Here is a 21490-nt window from a genome sequence, read left to right on the forward strand (position 1 = left end):
TTCAGACCGCTACAGGCTCTACCGCCTCGCCGTGCAGCAGCGCGGCCAGTGCCGCAAGCCGCTCCGGGCTCAGGGCCGCCTTGCGGTCGCCCACGCAGACGGCGCTGCGAAAACCCGCGAAGTCCGGCGCGAGCGATTGCAGCAGCGGAACATGCGCCACGCGCAGCGCGCCCGCCACGCCGGCCATTTGTCCCGCCGCGCGCACCTGGGCCAGGAAGGCGCGCAGATCGGCCATCGGCACGGCATCGAACAGGCTGCCGGCTTCCTTGTCGGCGGTGTCGACCATGAGCCCGGGAAAGCCCAGCGTGCAGGCATGCGCGGCCAGCGCGGCATCGAGCCCGTGGTCGCCGATGAAGACCGGCACCACCGGCCAGTGGCAGGCCGCGAGCGCATCGAGCACCGCGAAGGCCTCGGGCCCGCGCTCGATGCCGACCTTCACATAGTCGACGCCGCAGGCACCGACCGCGTCCACCTGCGCCAGGATCGCGTCCCGCGCATGCATCGGCAGGTCGCCGATCGTCGCGCTCACGGGCAGGCCGATGCCGTGCCCGCGCAGCGCACTCACGATGGCGCCGATGGTTGCCACCGGCAGGCCGCCCAGTGCGCCTTCGTTGGGTTCCTTCAGGTCGATGAAGTCGGCGCCGCCGCGGGCCGCGAGCAGGGCTTCGTCCACGCTGCGCACACTGACCAGCATGCGCATCGTCATGATGTGCGCTCCCGGGCGGTGGCAGCACGGTGCTGCGCGACCGCGGCGCGCAGCCACTCCCAGGCCTCGCGTTCCTCGGGGCCGGCGGTCTTGTCGATCGCGATCTGCAGGTAGGTCATTTCGGTTTCCACTTTTTCGGGGGGGAGCATGTGCAGCCGGCTCACCAGCACGGCGCCTTCGATCACCGCGGCCTGCGCGCGGTTGAAGCCGGCAAACGGCGCATGCGTGGCCTCGTGCACGGCCACCATGCGCAATACCGGCCGCTGCACGTCGTCGCGCTGCTCGGCCAGTTCGAGTTCGACGTGGCGCAGCGCAGCAGCCAGCCGCACGCCTTCGATGCGCTCGGCCGGCAGCGTGGGCCACAGCTTGCGGCCCGTGACGCAGCCCGCGAACACGCGCGTGTCGCAGACGATGTTGAGCACCGCATGGCCGGTGGCCACGATGTTGTCGTGCGTGGTCGAGGGCTTGAACGGCATCAGCAGGATGCCGCCCTCCTGGTAGCGGATGCCCATGGGCGCCACGTGCGGCTTGCCGCCGGGGGCCACGGTGGTCACCACGGCTTCGAAGATCTGGTCGTTCATGAGGGGGATGGCGCGGTGGTGCTGGCGGCACCGCTCTCGGCTGCGCTGTTCTTCTTCGATGTCTTCATGGTGGTTCCCGGTGCGCACCAGCGCGCGAGGTCTTCGGTGGCCCGCGGCGCGGCGCAGCCCCAGTCGAGCGGCTGGTCCTGCACGTAGCGCTTGCCGAGCTGCCAGGCGATCTCGGCGCGCGCCAGCTCCACGCCCATGTAGAACGCATGGTCGGCGTCGTCCTGCAGCTGGAGCTGCGGCCAGAGTTCGAAGGCGCCCTGGGCAAGCCGCATGCCGTCGCGGTTGTACACGTGCAGGCCGAGCGGCGATATCTGCACGCGAAAGTTGGGGTCGCGCACCTGCGAGGCGATCTCGCCGATTTCTTCGGGCGTGTCGGGGAAGGGATGCTTGGCATGCACGGTCATCAGCGCATCGCTCATGCCCTTGGGCAAGGTGGCGTTGCGCGCCGCTGCATGCATGATGCGGCGCGCCCAGTCGGCCTCGCTCACCGCGCGGCGCGCATGCTGGCTCACCTGGGTGGTCAGCACCGCCGCCACGTTCAGCTCGGCGGCAATGCCGAACAGCACCGCGTTGATGCCGCTGGTGTCGGCCTCGGTGAGCTCGGTGAGGTTGCCCACGCCCAGCATGATCGGCGCATCGGGGAAGCGCTCGCGCAGCCGGTGGTAGCGCACGATGGAGGCGGTCAGGCCGAAAGGTATGGGGTCGAGGATCGAATCGGCCAGGAAGGCGCGGCCGCGGCGCTGCATCTGCTCGACGGCTTCGTACAGCGACGCTTCATCGGCCGGAACGCGCGGTATCAGCACGGGCGTGGCCGCGACCTCGTCGGCGATCCACAGGGTGTCGAGCGTAAGGCTCAGCAGGTAGTCGGCGCCGGCCTTGCCGCCGAGCAGCAGCTCCTGTGTGTCGCTCGAATCGACGCTGACCTGGAAGCCCGCGGCCTTCAGCGCCTGCACGCTTTCGGCCAGGTGGTCGAAGCGCGTTTCGGGCAGGCAGCCCAGGTCGATCACGTTGGCACCGTCGGCCGCGAGTTGCTGCGCGCGCGCGATGATCTGCGCCACCGAGAGCCGCGGCGCATCGACGATCTCGGCAAAGATCGCGACCTCGTAGTCGTCCAGGTCGACGGCGCGCGCGCTGCGGTTGAAGTGGCGCGGCAGGTCTTTCAGCTCTTGCGGGCCGCGCTCCACCGGAACGCCGAAGTGAAGGCTCAGCGCCTCGACGTCGCCGCGGCAGCGGCCCGGCACCATGATGCGGTCGGCGCGGCGCGGTGCGGCGCCCTCGCCTTCGCCCTCGGTGAACACCGGGGCCGCAACGCGGCGGCGGATCATGTCGGCCGTCATCAGTGCCGCCACCTGCAGGCCGATCTCGCGCACTTCCCATGTGAACGGTGCCGCCTCGATCCCGGCCAGCACCCGCGTGAGGCTGGCTTGGGCGAGGCGCCCGGTCAGGAAGACGATGTGTTCCATGCGAGAGAAAGTTCCTTCAGGCGCGTGTCGAGCGCGGTCTCCAGTTGGGCCGGTGAACAGACCACCTGGCAAAAGTCGATGCCGCGCAGCCGCTCCACGTTGTCCAGTTCGATGCGCCGCGGACGCAGCGTGACCCAGTCATGCGGCGACTTGGTCACCACCACCGGTTCCGTATCGCATGCAAACACGATGCCAGGAATGCCGAGCTTGCCGGCTTGCGCAAACATGTTGGTCGGCAGCGAGTCGCTGATGCCGAATGCGCACTTGGCCACCGTGTTGCTGGTGGCCGGCGCCACCACCACCGTGTGATAGACATCGTCGTAGAGCATGCCCACCGGCACGCCGCTGGCGGTCTTGTCGCGAAAGACACGGAAGCGCGGTTTCAGCGCCTCGATCTGCAGCTTGTAGATGGGCAGCACCTCCTCGGCCGCGGCCGAGAGGAACAGGTCGACCGAAGGCAGCCGCGCCGCAATCGCAAGCGATTCCTCCAGGAAATGGCCCGAACCCGTGATGCACCAGGCCAGCCGCGAACGCGGCGGCGATGCCGGCAGCGGCGCTTCGCCGTCTTCGGCGGCCAATGCGGCGCCGCGTGGATCGATCTTGCCCTTGCCCGCCGGCTCCCCGTTCGTCATGTCTGCGAGCCTTTGGGCTCAATCGGGTGGAGAGATCTCGATGTGAAGCTTGTGGAGTTTTCGGTACAGGGTGTTGCGGCTGACATCGAGCGCCTTGGCGACGTTGCTCACGTTCCAGCGATGCTGCTCGAGCATCTGCAGCAGCACCTGCCGCTCGTTGGCCTGGATCGGGTTGAGTTGCTTGATGGCAGGTGCCGCATCGGACGGCGACGCTTCCGCGGCGGCATCGGACGACGGTTCGGACACTGCCGCATGGGCCAGCGCGGGCAATGGCGAAGGTGCCGTGCGCACGGCCAGCGAAGGCAGGTGCTCCCGCGTGATGGTCTTGCCGTCGGCCAGCGCGGCGGCGCTGCGCAGCACATGGCGCAACTGCCGCAGGTTGCCGGGCCATGAATAGGCCATGAGCAGGCGCTCGGCCTCTTCGCCGAGCCGGCTGTCGCTGCCGCCTTCGTCCTTGAGCACGTCGTGGATCAGATCGCGCTTGTCGCTGCGGTCGCGCAGCGCGGGCAGGTCGAGTTCGATGCCGGCCAGGCGGTAGTAGAGATCTTCGCGGAAGCGGCCTTCGCGCACCAGGCTCGGCAGGTGCTGGTGGCTCGCGCTCACGAGCTGGAAGTCCACCGGATGGGTGTCCTCGGTGCCCAGCGGCGTGACCTGGCGCTCGTCGAGCACGCGCAGCAGCCGGGCCTGCAGCTCCAGCGGCATGTCGGCGATTTCGTCGAGGAACAAGGTGCCGCCGTCGGCCTGCAGGATCTTGCCGCGCCGCCCGCTGCGCTGTGCGCCGGTGAAGGCGCCGGCCTTGTAGCCGAAGAGTTCGGATTCGATCAGCGTCTCGGGCAGGCTCGCGCAATTGACTGCGACGAAGGCGCCGTCTGCGTGCGGGCTGCTCTCGTGGATGGCGCGCGCGAACACTTCCTTGCCCGAGCCCGTCTCGCCGCACAGCAGCACGGGAGTCCGGCGCGCGACCACGCGCCGCGCGGTGTCCAGGTGCGCGACCAGCCGCGCGTCCTTGAAGGTGCGGACGCTCGGCGCACGCGCGGCCGCCGGCCGCAATGGCGCGCGGAAGACTTCGGCGCCCGTCTCCGCCACCATCGAAGCCGTGCCTGCCGCGCCGGCCACGCGCGCACGCGCCGGCGTGGCGGCGTCCGAAGCCGGCCGCCGCGCCACCGCGAAGAAGCGCAGCGCCGCATTGGCGCGGTAGGCCACCACCGGATGGAATGAAGAAGAAAGGCTGCGCTGGACGATGTCTTCGAGCGAGGTCTGGAACAGGTCGTCGATGCGCTGCGTGCGGATCTCGTCCATCGACTGCAGGCCGAGCTGGAACAAGGCGCTGCGGTTGGCCGCAAGAATGCGCCCGTCGTCGCCGACCGCGAGCTTGCCTTCATGCAGCGTGTAGACGAATTCGGGCCGGCTGTGGAAGTGCAGCGGATGCGCATTCGAGAAGCGCTTGTCGATGAGCCGGTTCTCGATCATGCGCGCCGTCATGCCCAAGAGCACCAGCACGTGCTGCTGCATGAGGCTGGATCGGCTGGTCACGTCGAGCACCGCGATGATCTCGCCGGACGGATCGAACACCGGCACCGCCGAGCACGTGAGCTGCGTGAAGTGGCTGAAGAAATGTTCTTCGCGCCGCACGGAGATCGGATGCGCCGCGGCCAGGCAAGTGCCCATGCCGTTGGTGCCGGCCTCGGCCTCGCCCCACATGCCGCCGGCGCGCAGGCCCATGGGCTCCGCTTCGGCGGCGAACTCGGGCGAGGACACCATGTGCACGATCACGCCGTCGGTGTCGGTCAGCACCACGGCGGATTCGGCATCGGCGAGCTGCTGGTAGAGCGTGGTCATCTCGTAGCGTGCGCACTCGATGACGTCGGCATGCTGGTTGCGCCGGCTCTGCAGCGCCGACGATGCAATGACCACCGGTTCGCGCGGGCGGCCCGGATCGAGCTGGTACTGGTTCAGGCAGCGGCTCCACGAGCGCGTGACCAGGTCATTGCCCTCTTCATGAAAGCCCCGCCTCACCACGTCGAGCACACGGTCAGCGTGTCGATCGCCTTGTCTCAGCGTCAATGTCATTGGAGTTCTCCGGCGCGTTCCATCGTGTCTCCTTGTTCGGCCCATTGTTGTGCCTGCCGGCCTGCCGCGCACCCGGTGAAACACCAAGCACTGGCAATGCCGGAGCGGGTCCGGTCTCTGGCCTGCATTTTGCGTTGACGAGTCTCGCTGGGGTGGGCTTGCATGCCGCCAGACACACTTTCAAACATATTCGATCACTGGAGACACCACTTGAACACCAGCCCGCGTCCTTCCATCGCCCGCCTTTCCTCGAATGCCTCGCCCGATGCGGCCGAGACACCTGCGCCCATGGACCTGATCTTCATCGAGGGCTTCAGCGGCCAGACGGTGATCGGCATCCACGACTCCGAGCTGCATCATCCGCAGCCGCTCTTGATCGACGTGCACGCCGGCGTGCCCCGCGCACGCGCCTGCGACACCGACCGCATCGGCGACACCATCGACTACGGCGTGGTGCGCGAGCGGCTGGTGCGGCTCATGGCCGAGCACCGGCTGCAGCTGCTGGAGGCCTTTGCAGAGGCCATTGCCGACATCCTCATCGACGAGTTCGGCGCCAGCTGGGTCCGCGTGAAGGTCGTGAAGCCGCGCAAGTTCGACGACGTGCAGGCCGTGGGTGTGCAGATCGAGCGCCATGCACCCACGCACCGCGCCTCGAAGCTGGGGCACGGCGCCACCGTGCTGAACTTTCTTGCGAGCGGCATGGTGCCCGCCAAGCACTGAACCTCCGAAGATAAAAAAGCCGACGCGGTTCACGCGTCGGCTTTTGTTCTTGCGGCTCAGAGGTGGGCTGCGAACGGGTGCGCCGTCGTGCCCTTCTTGTCGACCACTTCCGCGGCCGTCGGCGAGCCGGCCACGGCGCGCTGGATGGCTTCGCGGGTGGCCTGGTAGTTGTAGTCCTGGATCTTCTTGTCGTCGTCGGCAAGCCAGTGGATGAACACGCCGACGCAGATGAACAGGTTGTCCGCCTCCGCCATGGGGATGGTGCCATCCTCGACGCTGTCGGCCACCGCCAGCGCCACGGCGCGCTGCGCCGGCCCGAACATCTGCACCGCCTGCTTGGCGCCCTTGATGGTCACTTTGTTGAACATCACGGTGGCCGGCTTGGTCAGCAGGTTGGGAGCCACGACTGCGAGCAGCGAAGTGAAGCCGTCCTTGTTGTTCGTCAACGCGTTCGCGAAGGCGGTCTCGGCAGCGCTGCCGCGCGGTCCGATGATCAGGTCGATATGGGCTACTTCGTTGCCGTCGCCAACGAGCGATTCGCCCACCATCAGTCGATCGATTTTTGCCATGGTTTCGAGTCTCCTCTCAGAGGTCCAAGGTGTTTAGGGTCAATACGACACTGGTCAGGAAGACCAGCGCAAAGCCATGGGTATCACGATCCGTGCCATCCATCGGCCGCGTCGCGCGCAGGCGCCGCGCACGAGCGGATCCAGCTTGAAAGCAGCAGCGCCGCCACGGTGAAATCGGCGCTGGTCCCGGGATTGACGCCTGCGGCCTTGAGGGAAAGGTCCCAGGCCGCGAAGCCGGGGTCGGCGTCGAGCGCCACGCCCGCGCCGGCGCGCTCCCGCCAGGCCTGCGCCGCCGTCATGACAGTCTGTGCCACGCGATCGCCGTGTTTTCGAACAATGTGTGAATCAGGAAAGGCGCTCAGGCAGGCCAGGTAAAGCCGTTGGACGAAAGCCACAGTGGCGGCATCGGGTGGTGCACCGGTATCGGCCGGCACGTCGCCGCAGCCCGCCGGCTGCACCGGCTCCTGGAACGCCAGCGCGAACAGGTCCGCGAAACCGTCGCGGTACTGGCGCGCGATGAGGTCGCGGTCGGCGGCAAGCGCCATGGCGGCACGCAGGTCGACGCTGGGCGCATCGCGCACGTCCTCGGCCGGCGCGGTGCCGATGCCACCGGGATGCGCCTGCGCAATCGCGCGGTAGGCGGCGCGCGCATCGTCGATGTCGAGCGCGGCCAGCACCGACGCCACGGCCGCGCGCAAGGCCATGGGGGTTGCGGCCTGCGGATGCTGCTCCACCGCGAGCGCGATGGGCGCGCACAGCAGCAGGATGCCGAGATTGGTGTTGCACCCCGCCACCGCCCAGGTAGCGGCCACGGCAGCCTCGATGCGCGCACCCACGCGCAAGCCGGGCTCGAACAGCGCATCGGCTGCGGCCTCGGCGCTGGCGATGAACATCGAGGCCTGCATGCCGTGGCCCGGCGAAGCCTGGCTCACGTTGCCTGGCTTGCGCACCGCCACGTCGAGCCAGCAGGCGCGCAGGAAGCAGGCCCGTGCACGCTCGATGGCCGCCTGCCGCGCATTCGTCATCATCATCAGGCGCGGCGCTCCGGCGGCGGCAGGTTCTGCTGCGCGAGGCGGCGCGCCTGCGCGAGCTTGCGGTCGAGCAGGTCGTCGACGATGGCGCGCGCGATGTTGAAGCCCGTCACGCGCTGCAGCCCCTGCCAGGCCGCCACGCCATTGACCTCGAGCACCTGGATCTTCGGCCCGCTGGCCGCCGCGATGAGGTCCACGCCCGCGTAGTCCATATCGAGCGCCTGCGCCGCGCCTTCGGCCAGTTGCGCAAGCACGGGCTCCAGCACGGCCGGCTCGCAGCGCGCGCCCTGGGCCACGTTGTGGATCCAGTGCGTGCTGACGCGCCGCATCGCGGTGACGGCACGCCCGCCCACCACCATCACGCGCCAATCGAAGCCCGGCGAGGCCATGGGCGGCACGAAGCGCTGCAGGTAGGCCAGGCCCGCGTAGCGCGCGTCGATGTCGGGCATCGGATGATGAGCGCCGTCGACCTCGCCCACCAGCTGCAGGTTCTTTCCCTGCGAGCCGAACAAGGGCTTGAGCACCAGCGCATGGCCCGCGGCCATCTCGCGCATGGCGATGCGCCGCGCCTGCGCCGCCGACTCGGTGGCCCAGGTGGCGGGCGCGGGAATGCGCGCGGCATGCAGCAGCAGGCTGGTCATCGACTTGTCGACCGTGCGCTCGATGGCGCGCGCATCGTTGTAGACCGGCACGCCCAGTTCGCGCAGGGCATGCAGCACGCCCAGGCGCTTGGTGACCTGCTCGAAGCTTCCGCCGGCGATGCCGCGCACCAGCACCGCATCGGGCAGCTCGCGGCCATAGCCGGGAATGACCAGGCCATGCCATGCCGCAGTGGTGTCGATGTTGCAGTCGGCCAGGTCGACGCAGCGCCCCACCGCGCCGCGTGCGCGCAGCGCGGCCTGCAGCTGGCGCGTGTGCCAGCCGATCTCGTCCGTCATGATGACGATGCGCACGGTCAGGCCTCCTGCAGCCACAGGCGCTGCAGCAGCGCCATGTCGGGCGCGCCACCGTGCCAGGTGTTGCCGCTGTCGATGTTGCTGACCCACACCTCGGCCGGTGCGAACAAGGCGCCGTCGATCTTGTAGAAGTCGTACTCGACCTCCTTGAAGATCTCGGCGAACGAGCGGCCGTGGTCGCGCGAATTGCGCGAGGGCAGCGCGCGCGCCAGCTCGCGTGCCGCGGCATCGTCGCCGCGGACCGTCAGGTGCACGCGGCCGCCGTACAGGATGGCGTCGTTGGTGCGGCCCATGGCCTCGACGCCATCGGCGCTCGGCGACGGCAGCGGCGCGGTGCCGGCCCCCTCGACGATGTTGGCGAGCGCAAATCCGAGCTCGTGCGCCTTGTGCAGCGCCACCTCGAGCACGCGCGCCACCACCTGCGTGGTGCCCGCCAGGCTGGTGGTGGGCGTGAGGATCAGGGTCAGCGCTTCGGCAGCCAAGCCGCAATCGCGCAGCAGCTTGTCGATCACGATCTTCGGCGGCGCGCGATCGACTTCCAGCACCAGCACGCCGCAGGGTGCATGGTCGCGGTAGCCCAGTTCGGCAAAGAGTTTTTCCTTGACCGCCAGCGCGCGCGCCGGCCCCGAGCCGAGCGAAAAGAACTTCTTGCCGCCGGTCTCTTCCTTGGTGGCCGAGAGGCTCCAGCCGGCGTACTGGCTGCCAAGGCAGGCCAGCACCGGCTGCGAGCTGCGCACGTCGAGCCACGTGGGCCAGCCCTCGGCTGCGGCGCCGCTGCGCAGGTTCACATGCCCCAGCCCGCCCATGCAGATCTCGCCGATCTGCAGGCCGGCCGCCACGCTGCCGCGTGCCTCGATGCCGGCATCGACGATGCGCGCGCCGCTGTCGTCGCGGCGCAGCTGCAGCCCGAGCGCATCGGCATCGGCCAGCAGGCGCTCGACCAGCGGCCGGGCCAGCAGGTTGACGCTCAGGCCCGACGCGGCCGCGGGCGGGGAAGTGTTGCTCATGCCTTGGTCTCCAGTGATTGCAGCAGCCGCTCGCGGCTTTCGTTCAAGCGGGTGCGCACCTGCTGCGCGCTGCTTCCGCTTGCGGTCAGGGTGCACACGGGGTCGTCGATGTCGAAGCGCTGGCCGGCCTCGGGCAGGTCGCGGATGCCGGGCCATGCGGCGAGGCGCTCGGCCGCGGCCGCATCCAGCTGCAACGGCTGCCGTGCGAACACGATCTCGATGCCTTCGACCTCCAGCGCATGCAGTGGCATCGCCGGCGGCGGCAGTTCGCCATGCAGGCAGGCATGCAGATGCGCCTGCATCACGCCTGGTGAGGCGGCGGGCGCCTTGTAGAGGCTCATGCTGGCCGGTGGCCTCGGATTGACCTCCAGCACGCCGATGGCGTCGCCGTCGCGCATGAAGTCGAGGCTGCACAGGCCGCGCAGTTCGAACTCCACGGCCAGAGCGCGCGCAATGGCCGTCACGCGGCGCGCGATGTCCTCTGCCACGGGCACCGGCCCGACGGCACCGCAGAACACGAAGGGCCGCGTGCCGAAGCGGCGCACGGTCTGCTCGTTGAAGCCGAGCACATGCACATCGCGGCCATTGGCGATGAAAGTGGCCGACATCGGCAGCCCGGCCATTTCGCGCTGGAAGTAGTGGTGCAAAGACGGCGGCTCGTCGATCGACCACGGCGCATGGCGCACATGCCAGCCGCCGCAGCCGTGCGCGTCCTTCATGAGCCATCCTGTGGGGTCCTCGGGCGGCTGCAGCAGCACTTGCGGAAAGGGGATGACCTGCGCCGTGAGAAAGCCGAAAAAGGCCGCGGGATCGCGCAGGCGGCGCACGGCCGCGGGCGCGGTGCCGATCAGCGGCAGCACGGCCGCGCCCTCTTCCAGCAAATCGGGTTCGCCCTCGAAACCGCTGGCTGCGATCCAGCCCAGCACCGGTTCGCTGTCCTCTGCCAGCGTGCGCAGCGCAGCCAGCACGCTGGCCGCATCGATCTGCAAACTGCCGGGCGCGCCGATCGGCAGCCAGCGCGACGCCGCGCGGCGCGTATCGACATCGCCGAACAGATCGAGCGCGATCACCTTGAAGCCCTCGCTTGCCGCCGCCTCGGCCATGGCGCGCGCGGAGATGGCAGCGACGGCGATCGTCTGCATGGTTCCAGCTGGCTTCAAGCCGTCTTTCCGGCCTGCTCGACCAGGAATGCGCGGGCCACCGCAAAGGCTTCGGGAAAGCTCAGCACCTGTGCTTTTTCGGCCTCGCACATCTGCACCAGCAGCCGATGCTGGGTCTGGTACTTGACGTTGCCCACCGCCAGCGCGCCGATGGCCACGGCCTGCGTGCCGGCCAATGGCTTGGCGTCGTCCATCACGCCGACGCCGGCAATGCCTTCGGGCGGCACGGCGTTCACGTCGGCCGCCACCTTGAGCCGCGTCGCGGCGCCGAGTGCCTCGCGGGACACCACCTGCGCGCCCGCGGCCGCGCAGGCCAGCAGCACGTCGGCATCGGCGATGGAGCGGCGCACGGCGTCAGGGTCGCCGCCCGAGAGGCCGTGCAGCTTCACGCCGAAGCGCTGCCCGGTTTCGTCGGCCGCTTCCTGCGCCGCGTCGATGCCGTTGCGGCTGGACAGGTACACCTCGGCACCGGCTCCTGCAGCGATCACGCCCGCCACGCGGCCCACCGGCCCCGTGCCGCCGAGGATCACCACGCGCTGGCCTTCCAGGCCCTGCCCATGGTGGCGCTTGAGCGCGGCCTCGACGCAGGCCACCATGGCCGCGGCCGTGGTGTAGGCGCCGCTCGGGTCGGCCATCACTGAGACGACGAAGGGCTTGACCATCGAGGTTCGTGCGCGCTCGAGCATGTCCGCCGCCAGCTGCGCATCGCGCCCGCCGATGAAGATGCCGGTGCGCGCCACGCCCTTGGGCCCGCGCGAGAAGATGGTGTCCTGCGTCAGCCCGGTGATGCGGTCCAGGCCCACTTCGCAGTAGGGCACGATGATCTGGTAGCCGGCGTCCGCTGCCATGTTGATGTCGAACGGGCTCATCTGTTGGCCGGGGGTGAACATGTGGAGGATGCGGGGACGTTCCATGAGGACCTGCGTGGGTTGATGTTGATGTGTGGAAGGTTGAGGGCGGGTGCTCTGCGGCTGCGGCGGCCTCAGCGCTTGGACGGCTCGGCGGCACGGCCGCGCACCACCGCCCCGCGGTTGCGGCCCGAGACGATGCGCAGCTCCAGCCGCGGGTCGAGCTGCCCGGAGGCACGCGCCGCATCGACCAGCATCTCGGCCCGCACGTGCGAAGGCACGATCGCAAAGCTCGTGGGGCCCCATGAACTCTGGCCGATGGCCGCGTCATGCCCGCGGCTCGCATCCGCGAACCAGTGCATCAGCCGCCCGACCGCAGCGCTCGTGTAGATGCCGCCCTGCGCCGGCGCGAAGTGCTCGCCGAGCAGCTGCTGCATGCGATTGATGCCCGCGGCAAACGGCGCGAACTCCGCACGCGCGGCGCCGGGCAGCACCCGCATCAGCACCTGATGGCAGATCTCGGCCGCGCCCGTTTGCGGCAAGGGCGGCAAGGCCGCAATGGCTTTCTTCTCCGCGCCGCCCGACAGGCCCTTGTGCGTGGGGTCCTGGACCACGATGACGCGCCATTCCTCCGGAAACTCGATGCGCGAGAGCAGCGGTGCGGGCAACCCGTCGGCGCCCGGGCCGCCGTCGAGCAGCAGGCCGCCGCTGTCGAACCCCGCGATGCCGATCCCGGAGCGCAGGCCGCGCCCGAGCCAGTGCGCCAGCGTGCACGTGTCCAGATCGAGCCCATGCCATTCGGCAAAGGCCCGCCCGATCGCCGACGCCAGCTGCGTGCCCGAACCGAAGCCCGCATGTGCCGGCAGCGCATGGCGCAGCCTCAGCGACAGCGGCGCGTGGCGGCTGCTGCGCTGCTTCAACACCGCCAGATAGTCCGCCGCGCGGGCCAGCTCCGCCCCGCCGGCCGGCGTGTCGGCCGACAGCTGGTCCGATGACGCGGACGCCGACAGTTCGAGATCGGTGGTGAAGCCGTCGATCACCAGCCCCAGGCTGCCGAACGCGCGTCCCAGCGAACCCGAGGGGTCCAGAAAACCGAGGTGCAGGCGCCCGGGCGCGCTCACGCTCACGGTGCGAACGCCCTGGTCGAGCCTGGAAGCAATGGCGAGATCGGCGGAGATCATGGGCGGCGGTGTGCGATGAGGCGAGGTCATGGACTCGCTTGTCATAGCAAGGGCCGTTCCGTCCATGCGCCCAGAGGGGGCACCGGGGCCAGGGCGCGTTCAGGAGGCCGGCGATGTCCCAGGAGCGGGACAATGTGTCACGGCGTGCGGGGGCCGCTGCAGGGGGCGGCTGCTGCGGTTGCAGCGCCCAAATGAAAAACGCCCCGTGAGGGGCGTTTTCGTTTGCTATCTGGCGGAACCGGAGGGATTCGAACCCTCGATGAGGCTCTACACCCCATACTCCCTTAGCAGGGGAGCACCTTCGGCCACTCGGTCACAGTTCCTGAAAGAAGCCGAGATTATGCCACCATCAGGCGGCCGGTTGGTCCAGGTCGAAGGCTTTGTGCAGCGCGCGCACGGCCAATTCCATGTATTTTTCGTCGATCACGACCGAGGTCTTGATCTCGCTGGTGGAAATCATCTGGATGTTGATGCCCTCTTCGCTCAGCACGCGGAACATCTTGCTGGCAACACCCACGTGGCTGCGCATGCCGATGCCCACGATGCTGACCTTGCAGATCTTGGTGTCGCCCACGATCTCGGTCGCGCCCAGCGAGGGCATGACCTTCGACTGCAGCAGGTCGACCGTCTTCGCATACTCGTTGCGGTGCACCGTGAAGCTGAAGTCGGTCCGGCCGTCCTTGCTCAGGTTCTGGATGATCACGTCGACTTCGATGTTGGCGTCTGCCACGGCACCGAGGATGTGATACGCGATGCCCGGCTTGTCGGGCACGCCCAGCACCGAGATCTTGGCTTCGTCGCGGTTGAAAGCGATGCCGGATACGACGGCTTGTTCCATGTTTTCGTCTTCCTCGAAAGTGATCAGCGTGCCGGACTTGGCCTCTTCATTGATGTCGATGTCCCACGGCGTGAAGCTCGAGAGCACACGCAGCGGCACCTTGTACTTGCCGGCGAATTCCACCGAGCGGATCTGCAGCACCTTGGAGCCCAGGCTCGCCATCTCGAGCATCTCTTCGAAGCTCACGGTCGAGAGGCGGCGCGCATCGGGCTCCACGCGCGGATCGGTGGTGTAGACGCCGTCGACGTCGGTGTAGATCAGGCACTCGTGCGCCTTCATTGCGGCCGCAATGGCCACGGCCGAGGTGTCGCTGCCGCCGCGGCCCAGCGTGGTGATGTTGCCGCTGTCGTCCACGCCCTGGAAGCCGGTGATGACCACCACCTTGCCGGCGTCCAGGTCGGCGCGCACGCGCTCGTCGTCGATGCTCTCGATGCGCGCCTTGGTGTAGGAGTTGTCGGTGCGCACCGACACCTGCCAGCCCGCGTAGCTCACGGCCTGCATGCCCTCGGCCTGCAGCGCAATGGCCAGCAGCGCGGACGACGCCTGCTCGCCGGTCGAGGCGAGCATGTCGAGCTCGCGCCCGTGGGCATCGCTCGGTTTGCTCGGCGCCAGTTCCTTGGCCAGGCCGAGCAGGCGATTGGTCTCGCCGCTCATGGCACTCGGGACCACGATCATCTGGTGGCCGGCGCGCGCCCACTTGGCGACGCGCTTGGCGACATTCTTGATGCGCTCGGTCGAGCCCATCGACGTACCGCCGTATTTGTGAACGATCAATGCCATGGATGAATTCAGAGAAATGGGAAGGGCCGCCGCTGCACCTCCGAGTGCCAGCGCGGCGCCCTGCAAGCCGTCAGCGCGAAGCCTTGGGCGAGGGCCCGGAATTGTACCAATGCAGCAGGTCGCCCCTGCGCTGGGCGAATCCATTGGCCACCTTGAGGTGGATCCGGTGGCCGCGGGTGGTGCAGGCGCGCACCTGGTCCAGCAGCTGGTCGAGCTGCGCCGCGCTGGGCGCGCAGCCGTGCGCCTGCATCAGCCAGTGCCGCAGCACATTGGCCTGCCGCGCGCGTGAAAGCGCCTGCAGCGCGGCGATGCGGGGCGGGTTGCCCACCACGACCAGGTCCTGCGCCGCGAGTTCGCCCAGCAGTTCCTGCGCCTGCGCGGCATGGCCGATGCTGCGCGCGAAGGTGGCGCGGAACTGCGGGAAGGTCCGCGCGAGCGCGGGCAGCAGCACGGCCCGGATCCGGTTGCGGGTGTAGCGCTCGTCCTCGTTGGTCGGGTCCTCGATCCACGGCAGGTCGACGCTTTGGAGCCACGCGCGGATGTCGGCTCCGGGCACGGCCAGCAGCGGGCGGTAGATGTCCAGCCCGTTGCGCCGCGCATGCGCGGGCATGGCCGCGAGGCCCGGCAGGCCGGCGCCCCTGGAGAGCGCCAGAAAAAGGGTTTCGACCTGGTCGTCCGCATGGTGCCCCAGGACTATCGATTCGATAGCGCCAAGCGCCGTATCCATGCGTGCCATGGCTGCAAAAGCGTCGTAGCGGGCGCGGCGCGCCGCATCTTCGGGGCTGTCGCCCTGGGCATGGCGCGCGTCCACGCGGTGCACCGCGAGCGGCACGCCGAGGCGTTCGCACACGGCCGCGCAATGGCGCTCGAAATCGTCGGCCGCGGCCTGCAGGCCGTGGTGCACATGAAAGGCAAGCACCTGCCCGGGCCAGGCCGAGGCGCAAGCGGCAAGCAGCGCCGTGGAATCCGCGCCGCCGCTGAAGCCCACCGCCAGCGGCAGATGCGCCGGCTCGAACGCGGCCATGGCGCGTTCGAAGGCTTCGTTCATGGAAGGAGCAGCGCGTTGGCTTGCTTACCTGCCGGTGTCGGCCTTGGTGTCGTTGAAGCGCCCGTAGCTCTGCAGGCGTTCGTAGCGGCGCTCGAGCAGTTCCTTCGGCTTCAGGTCGCTGACCTGGCGGAAGGCGTCGTTGAGCGCACGCTTGAGGAAAGCGGCCATCTGGCGGTGGTCGCGGTGCGCCCCGCCGACCGGCTCGTTCACGATCTTGTCGACCAGGCCGAGCGCCTTCAGGCGGTGCGCGGTGATGCCGAGGGCATCGGCCGCTTCCTGCGCCTTGTCGCTGGTCTTCCAGAGAATGGAGGCGCAGCCTTCGGGGCTGATGACCGAGTAGATCGAATACTGCAGCATCACGAGCTGGTCGCCCACCGAAATGGCCAGTGCGCCGCCGGAGCCGCCTTCGCCGATGATGGTGACGATGATCGGCACCTCGAGCTGCGCCATCTCGTAGATGTTGCGGCCGATGGCTTCGGACTGGCCGCGCTCCTCGGCGTCGATGCCCGGATAGGCACCGGGCGTATCGACGAAGGTGAAGACCGGCAGCTTGAACTTCTCGGCCGTCTTCATGAGGCGCAGTGCCTTGCGGTAGCCCTCGGGCTTGCTCATGCCGAAGTTGCGCGCGGTGCGCTCCTTGGTGTCGCGTCCCTTCTGGTGGCCGAGCACCATGCAGGGCGTGCCGTTGAAGCGCGCCAGGCCGCCCACAATGGAGAGGTCGTCCGAAAAGTGCCGGTCGCCGTGCAGTTCGACGAAGTCGGTGAAGATCTCGTTGACGTAGTCGAGCGTGTAGGGCCGCTCCGGATGCCGCGCGATCTTGGTGATCTGCCAGGGCGTCAGGTCGCTGTAGATGTCCTTGGTGAGCTGCTGGCTCTTCTTGCCGAGCTGGTCGATTTCCTCCGAGATGTCGACCGCCGATTCGGTCTGTACATAGCGCAGTTCTTCGATCTTTGTTTCGAGTTCAGCAATGGGCTGCTCGAAGTCGAGGAAGGTTCGTTTCGCCAACGTCTTCTCCTGTTGTTCAGTATGCGACCGGTACCGGGTCGAGCGATCGCCAAATATACCAAGTCGCCACGCTGCAATACGGGGCCCAGGCCACGGCAACGTCGCGGGCATCGCTGCGGCTCACGGGATCGCCCGAAAAATAGTTGACGCTGATGCCGTTGAGCAGGCCCAGGTCGTCGACCGGCAGCACATTGGGGCGCATCAGGTGGAAGATGAGGAACATCTCGGCCGTCCAGCGGCCGATGCCGCGGATGGCCACGAGCTCGTCGATGATGAGCTCGTCGGCCATGTCCTTCCAGGCGTCGACGTGCACCGCGCCCGAATCGAAGTGAATGGCCAGGTCCACCAGGTACTCGATCTTGCGCGCCGACAGCCCCGCCGCGCGCATGTCGTCGACCTTGAGCTTGAGCACGTTGGCCGGCGTGAGCTTGCGCGGCAGCACCACGAACTTGTCCCACACGGTCTGCGCGGCCTTCACCGAAATCTGCTGGCCCACGATGCTGCGCGCGAGCGTGGTGAACGCGTCGCCGCGCGACTCGAGGCAGGCATCGCCGAACTTCGGGATCAGCCGCTTCATCACGCGGTCCTTCCTGGACAGGTGCTTGCAGGCCTCTTCCCAATAGTCCGGCGTGAAGATCTGGACCGCCGGGTTTTTCGAGGAAGCAGGCATGGGATTCGTGGTTCCGTTCACTGCGCTGCGGCCCAGGTTGTGCCGGTGGGCGAATCCTTGAGCACGATGCCCTGCGCCAGGAGGTCGTTGCGGATGCGGTCGGCCTCGGCGAAGTTCTTTGCGGCCTTGGCGGCCGCGCGCGCATCGATCTGCGCTTGGATGGTCGCCTCGTCCAGCGTGGCGCCCGCGCGCAGGAAGCGCTTCGGGTCGTCCTGCAGGATGTTCAGGCATCCGCCGAGCGCCTTCAGCAGCCCGGCCTGCGCGGGCGACTGCGTGCGGTTCACTTCACCCGCCAGATCGAACAGCACGGCCACGGCCTCGGGCGTTGCAAAGTCCTCGTCCATTGCGGCCTTGAAGCGCGCCGCATACGGATCGTTCCAGTCGATGGCCGCCAACGCCTGCGGCGCGACCAGGTCGAGCGACGTGTAGAGCCGCTTGAGCGAGGCGCGGGCGTCGTCGAGATGCACGTCGCTGTAGTTGAGCGGACGGCGGTAGTGCGCCCGCACGACGAAGAAGCGGATGGTCTCGGCGTCGTACTTCTTGAGCACGTCGCGGATCAGGAAGAAGTTGCCCAGGCTCTTGGACATCTTCTCGTTGTCGGTCACGATGAAGCCGTTGTGCATCCAGTAGTTGGCCAGCGGCTTGCCGGTTGCGCCTTCGCTCTGCGCAATTTCGTTCTCGTGATGCGGGAACTGCAGGTCTTCGCCGCCACCATGGATGTCGAGCGTTTCACCCAGCAGCTCGCAAGCCATGGCCGAGCACTCGATGTGCCAGCCGGGGCGGCCCGGGCCGAACTCGCTGGCCCACTTCACTTCTTCGGGTTCGCTCGCCTTGGCGCTCTTCCAGAGCACCGGGTCGAGCGGATCGTCCTTGCCGTCGAGCACCGCCACGCGCTCGCCCGCGTGCAGCTCGTCGATGGACTTCCCGCTGAGCTTGCCGTAGCCCGGAAACTTGCGCACCGCGTAGTTCACGTCGCCGTTCTCCGCGCGGTAGGCCAGGCCCTTCTTCTCGAGCGTGCCGATCATCGACAGCATCTGCGGGATGTAGTCGGTGGCGCGGGGTTCGTGGGTGGGCCGCTCGATGCCGAGCGCATCGGCATCTTCGTGCAGCGCATCGATCATGCGGTCGGTGAGCGAACGGATGGTTTCGCCGTTCTCGACCGCGCGGCGAATGATCTTGTCGTCGATATCGGTGATGTTGCGCACGTAGGTCACGGCCAGGCCGCTGGCCTTGAGCCAGCGCTGCACCAGGTCGAAGGCGATCATCGAGCGCGCATGGCCCAGATGGCAGAGGTCATAGACCGTCATGCCGCACACGTACATGCGCACCCGGCCCGGTTGCAATGGGGAGAACTCCTCCAGTTCACGCGAAAGCGTGTTGTAGATGCGCAGACTCATGAGGCTCGGAAAGCGTCGCTTCGCGCTCGTGCGGTACGGGCGAACGACGGTGTATTTCAGGGGTGACGGGACAGTGGCCACGAGGGGTTGGACATGGCCCCTCGGCTACAATGCACCGCAGTATAAACGGCTGCTGCCGTGTCCATTCCGGGTGTTTTCGAAGCCCGCATTTCCCACTCCTGCCGAGGCTTCATGAAGCACGTCGCGTTCTCCAAACTCTCCATCGCCTTCGCACTGCTGTTCAGCCTGTGGGGTTCCGCGGCCTACGCCAACGACTACGACGACGTGAACACCCTGCTGCGCCAGGGCAAGTCGAACGAGGCGCTCGCCAAGGCCGACGCCTACATCGCCGGCAAGCCGCGCGATCCGCAGATGCGCTTCCTGCGCGGCGTGATCCTCACCGAGCAGAAGAAGCAGAACGAGGCCATTGCCGCGTTCACGCAGATGACGCAGGATTTCCCGGAGCTGCCCGAGCCCTACAACAACCTGGCCGCGCTCTATGCAGCGCAGAGCAAGTTCGACCAGGCGCGCGCCGCGCTGGAGCAGGCGCTCAGGCTCAACCCCAACTACGCCACCGCGCACGAGAACCTCGGCGACGTGTACGCCCGCCTGGCGGCCCAGGAATATGTGCGAGCGCAGCAATTCGCCAGCACCAACGCCAGCGTGGCGCCCAAGCTCTCGCTGATCCGCCAGATCTTCACGCCCAAGGCCGAGGCCGATGCCGCGGCCCTGCCGGCGGCACCGCCTGAAGCCCGCAAGCCGGTCGGCCGCGCCAGCAAGTAAAACGACAACCGCCGGCAGCATCCTGGCCACGGCCGCTTGCATTGCCCGGCCCGCGCCCCACATCATTCGCACACGGAGCCATCCTTGACGATCCAAGCCCCTTCCCTGTCCACCCGCTTCAGCCGCCGCGGCGCGCTCGTGCTGGCCGCCTCGCTCGCCTTTGCCGGCGCCGTCCATGCGCAGCAGCCCGGCCCGCGCGTGAAGCTCGCCACCTCGGCCGGCGACATCCTGGTCGAGCTCGACCAGGCCAAGGCACCCCAGACGGTCGAGAACTTCCTGCAGTACGTCAAGGACAAGCACTACGACGGCACCGTGTTCCACCGCGTGATCGACGGCTTCATGATCCAGGGCGGCGGCTTCACGGCCGACATGCAGCAAAAACCCACGCGCGCGCCCATTCCGCTCGAAGCCAGCAACGGCCTGAAGAACGACCGCTACACCATCGCAATGGCGCGCACGGGCAATCCGAATTCGGCCACCTCGCAGTTCTTCATCAACGTGAAGAACAACGATTCGCTCAACGCGCCCAACCCCGACGGCTACGGCTACACGGTGTTCGGCCGCGTCGTGGCCGGCACCGAGGTGGTCGACAAGATCCGTGCCGTGCAAACCGGTAACAAGGGCGGCATGCAGAACGTGCCGCTCGAGCCCATCATCATCAAGTCCGCCACACTGGCGAAATAATTTCCGAACATCCGAAGGAAGGACTCCCTCATGAGCAACCCCAAAGTCGAACTCCACATCAAGAACTACGGCGTGATCACGCTCGAACTCGACAGCGCCAAGGCGCCGAAGTCGGCCGAGAACTTCGTCAACTATGTGAAGAACGGTCACTACGACAACACGGTGTTCCACCGCGTGATCCCGGGCTTCATGGTGCAAGGCGGCGGCTTCGAGCCCGGCATGAAGCAAAAGCCCACCGGCGCCGAGATCGAGAACGAAGCCAACAACGGCCTCAAGAACGACAACTACACCGTCGCCATGGCGCGCACCAGCGCACCGCACTCGGCCACCGCCCAGTTCTTCATCAACGTGGCCGACAACGGCTTCCTGAACCACACCGCGCCCTCGGCCCAAGGCTGGGGCTACGCGGTGTTCGGCAAGGTCACCGGCGGCACCGACGTGGTGGACAAGATCAAGGCCGTGAAGACGGGCCGCAAGGGCTTCCACGACGACGTGCCGCTCGAGGACGTGGTCATCGAGAAGGCCGTTCTCGTCGCGGAATAACGCGCGGACCGGCGAACGAACGCGGCGCGGCACGGGCATGGCGGAACCTCCGGTTTTCAAGGAACTGCTCGCCCCGCCCGCGTGGCGCACCGTCGACCTGATCTCCGACCTGCACCTGCAGGTCGACGAGCCCGCCACCTTCGAGGCCTGGCGCGGCTATCTGGAGACCACGCCGGCCGATGCGCTCGTCATCCTGGGCGACCTGTTCGAGGTGTGGGTGGGCGACGACGCCGCCGCCCTGCCCGGCTTCGAGGCCGAATGCGCCGAGCTGCTGCGCCGCACGGCCGAGCGGCTGCCGGTGTACTTCATGCACGGCAACCGCGACTTCCTCGTGGGCCCGGCGCTCGCTGCCCAGTGCGGCTTCACGCTGCTGGACGACCCCACGGTGCTGGTGCTGCATGGCGAACGCTGGCTGCTGAGCCATGGCGACATCCTTTGCCTGGACGACACCGACTACCTCCAGTTCCGCGCCCAGGTGCGCACGCCCGAATGGCAGGCCGCCTTCCTGGCCAGGCCGCTGGCCGAGCGCCGCGCGCTCGCGCGCTCCATGCGCGCGCAAAGCGAAGACCGCAAGCGCAACCCCTCGGCCGTCTGGGCCGACGTGGACGGCGGCGCCGCGCGCCAGTGGCTGCAGCAGGCGCGCGCGCACACGCTGGTGCACGGCCACACGCACCGCCCGGCCGATCACGACCTGGGCGACGGCCTCAGCCGCATCGTCCTCAGCGACTGGGATGCCGCAGCCCATCCGCCGCGCGCGCAGCTGCTGTGCCTGTCCCCCGCCGGCGCACAGCGCGTCGACCTGCGCTAGC

General features: G+C 68.1%; 22 protein-coding genes and 1 tRNA gene. 5 read left to right on the top strand and 18 right to left on the bottom strand.

Translation table 11 applies throughout. From position 1 onward, the window contains the following. Window position 1: 1 nt before the first annotated feature. From AC1DMS_RS04455 to AC1DMS_RS04475, 5 genes are read right to left on the bottom strand one after another with little or no spacing between them, the layout of a single operon-like run. The gene (locus tag AC1DMS_RS04455) at window positions 2-706 is read right to left on the bottom strand and encodes a (5-formylfuran-3-yl)methyl phosphate synthase (protein ID WP_478079193.1); all 705 of its coding nucleotides are present in this window, start codon (window positions 704-706) and stop codon (window positions 2-4) included. Further along, complete coding sequence (locus AC1DMS_RS04460; protein WP_436044216.1) at window positions 703-1287, bottom strand: DUF447 domain-containing protein; 585 nt, start codon at window positions 1285-1287, stop codon at window positions 703-705. The genes AC1DMS_RS04455 and AC1DMS_RS04460 overlap by 4 nt, the downstream gene beginning before the upstream one ends. After that, window positions 1284-2759, bottom strand: a complete 1476-nt coding sequence (locus AC1DMS_RS04465; protein ID WP_478079194.1) for a DUF6513 domain-containing protein — start codon at window positions 2757-2759, stop codon at window positions 1284-1286. Before AC1DMS_RS04465 ends, AC1DMS_RS04460 begins: the two co-directional genes overlap by 4 nt. Then, entirely contained in the window at window positions 2738-3391 is a 654-nt protein-coding gene (locus tag AC1DMS_RS04470) for a flavoprotein (protein WP_478079195.1), read from the bottom strand. Before AC1DMS_RS04470 ends, AC1DMS_RS04465 begins: the two co-directional genes overlap by 22 nt. Window positions 3392-3409: 18 nt before the next feature. Further along, window positions 3410-5461, bottom strand: coding sequence for a sigma-54-dependent Fis family transcriptional regulator (locus AC1DMS_RS04475; protein ID WP_478083342.1), 2052 nt, complete (start codon window positions 5459-5461; stop codon window positions 3410-3412). 210 nt (window positions 5462-5671) lie between these two features. On the opposite strand from AC1DMS_RS04475, the gene AC1DMS_RS04480 reads away from it, so the two are divergent. Continuing rightward, the gene (locus tag AC1DMS_RS04480; protein WP_478079197.1) at window positions 5672-6181 is read left to right on the top strand and encodes a dihydroneopterin aldolase; all 510 of its coding nucleotides are present in this window, start codon (window positions 5672-5674) and stop codon (window positions 6179-6181) included. Between the two features lie 56 nt (window positions 6182-6237). On the opposite strand, the gene fae is transcribed toward AC1DMS_RS04480, so the two are convergent. The 13 genes from fae to cysS form a co-directional block, all read right to left on the bottom strand. Continuing rightward, a complete protein-coding gene (fae, locus tag AC1DMS_RS04485; RefSeq protein ID WP_012748178.1) occupies window positions 6238-6750 on the bottom strand; it encodes a formaldehyde-activating enzyme in 513 nt (170 codons plus the stop codon). Between the two features lie 83 nt (window positions 6751-6833). Beyond that, the gene (locus tag AC1DMS_RS04490; protein WP_478079198.1) at window positions 6834-7781 is read right to left on the bottom strand and encodes a triphosphoribosyl-dephospho-CoA synthase; all 948 of its coding nucleotides are present in this window, start codon (window positions 7779-7781) and stop codon (window positions 6834-6836) included. Next, window positions 7781-8734, bottom strand: a complete 954-nt coding sequence (locus AC1DMS_RS04495) for an ATP-grasp domain-containing protein (RefSeq protein WP_478079199.1) — start codon at window positions 8732-8734, stop codon at window positions 7781-7783. Before AC1DMS_RS04495 ends, AC1DMS_RS04490 begins: the two co-directional genes overlap by 1 nt. 2 nt (window positions 8735-8736) lie before the next feature. Further along, on the bottom strand, window positions 8737-9744 hold the full coding sequence (mch, locus tag AC1DMS_RS04500; RefSeq protein ID WP_478079200.1) for a methenyltetrahydromethanopterin cyclohydrolase: 1008 nt from the start codon (window positions 9742-9744) through the stop codon (window positions 8737-8739). Further along, window positions 9741-10886 (bottom strand): ATP-grasp domain-containing protein, encoded by a 1146-nt coding sequence (locus AC1DMS_RS04505; protein WP_478079201.1) that lies wholly within the window; start codon window positions 10884-10886, stop codon window positions 9741-9743. Before AC1DMS_RS04505 ends, mch begins: the two co-directional genes overlap by 4 nt. Window positions 10887-10900: 14 nt before the next feature. Further along, window positions 10901-11818, bottom strand: coding sequence for an NAD(P)-dependent methylenetetrahydromethanopterin dehydrogenase (locus tag AC1DMS_RS04510; protein WP_478083344.1), 918 nt, complete (start codon window positions 11816-11818; stop codon window positions 10901-10903). 68 nt (window positions 11819-11886) lie between these two features. Further along, entirely contained in the window at window positions 11887-12933 is a 1047-nt protein-coding gene (locus AC1DMS_RS04515) for a beta-ribofuranosylaminobenzene 5'-phosphate synthase family protein (RefSeq protein WP_478079203.1), read from the bottom strand. Window positions 12934-13163: 230 nt separating this feature from the next. Further along, window positions 13164-13256: transfer RNA gene (locus AC1DMS_RS04520), tRNA-Ser, on the bottom strand. 26 nt (window positions 13257-13282) lie between these two features. Next, on the bottom strand, window positions 13283-14551 hold the full coding sequence (locus AC1DMS_RS04525; protein WP_012748185.1) for an aspartate kinase: 1269 nt from the start codon (window positions 14549-14551) through the stop codon (window positions 13283-13285). Window positions 14552-14621: 70 nt separating this feature from the next. Further along, complete coding sequence (tilS, locus tag AC1DMS_RS04530; RefSeq protein WP_478083355.1) at window positions 14622-15599, bottom strand: tRNA lysidine(34) synthetase TilS; 978 nt, start codon at window positions 15597-15599, stop codon at window positions 14622-14624. Between the two features lie 24 nt (window positions 15600-15623). Next, complete coding sequence (locus tag AC1DMS_RS04535; protein WP_012748187.1) at window positions 15624-16604, bottom strand: acetyl-CoA carboxylase carboxyltransferase subunit alpha; 981 nt, start codon at window positions 16602-16604, stop codon at window positions 15624-15626. 16 nt (window positions 16605-16620) lie between these two features. Beyond that, the gene (locus tag AC1DMS_RS04540; protein ID WP_012748188.1) at window positions 16621-17274 is read right to left on the bottom strand and encodes a DNA-3-methyladenine glycosylase family protein; all 654 of its coding nucleotides are present in this window, start codon (window positions 17272-17274) and stop codon (window positions 16621-16623) included. A gap of 17 nt (window positions 17275-17291) precedes the next feature. After that, window positions 17292-18671: a cysteine--tRNA ligase gene (cysS, locus tag AC1DMS_RS04545; RefSeq protein WP_412511099.1), complete on the bottom strand. Its 1380-nt coding sequence runs from the start codon at window positions 18669-18671 to the stop codon at window positions 17292-17294. 192 nt (window positions 18672-18863) lie between these two features. Here cysS and AC1DMS_RS04550 point away from each other — a divergent pair, with 192 nt between their 5' ends. The 4 genes from AC1DMS_RS04550 (at window position 18864) to AC1DMS_RS04565 (ending at window position 21489) form a co-directional block, all read left to right on the top strand. Next, complete coding sequence (locus AC1DMS_RS04550) at window positions 18864-19454, top strand: tetratricopeptide repeat protein (RefSeq protein ID WP_012748190.1); 591 nt, start codon at window positions 18864-18866, stop codon at window positions 19452-19454. 84 nt (window positions 19455-19538) lie between these two features. Then, a complete protein-coding gene (locus AC1DMS_RS04555; protein ID WP_278877141.1) occupies window positions 19539-20138 on the top strand; it encodes a peptidylprolyl isomerase in 600 nt (199 codons plus the stop codon). Window positions 20139-20168: 30 nt separating this feature from the next. After that, complete coding sequence (locus AC1DMS_RS04560; protein ID WP_012748192.1) at window positions 20169-20681, top strand: peptidylprolyl isomerase; 513 nt, start codon at window positions 20169-20171, stop codon at window positions 20679-20681. Between the two features lie 37 nt (window positions 20682-20718). Beyond that, window positions 20719-21489, top strand: coding sequence for a UDP-2,3-diacylglucosamine diphosphatase (locus AC1DMS_RS04565; protein WP_018904610.1), 771 nt, complete (start codon window positions 20719-20721; stop codon window positions 21487-21489). The last annotated feature ends 1 nt before the right edge of the window (window position 21490 follow it).

It is taken from the genome of Variovorax sp. 05T418, assembly GCF_056396385.1.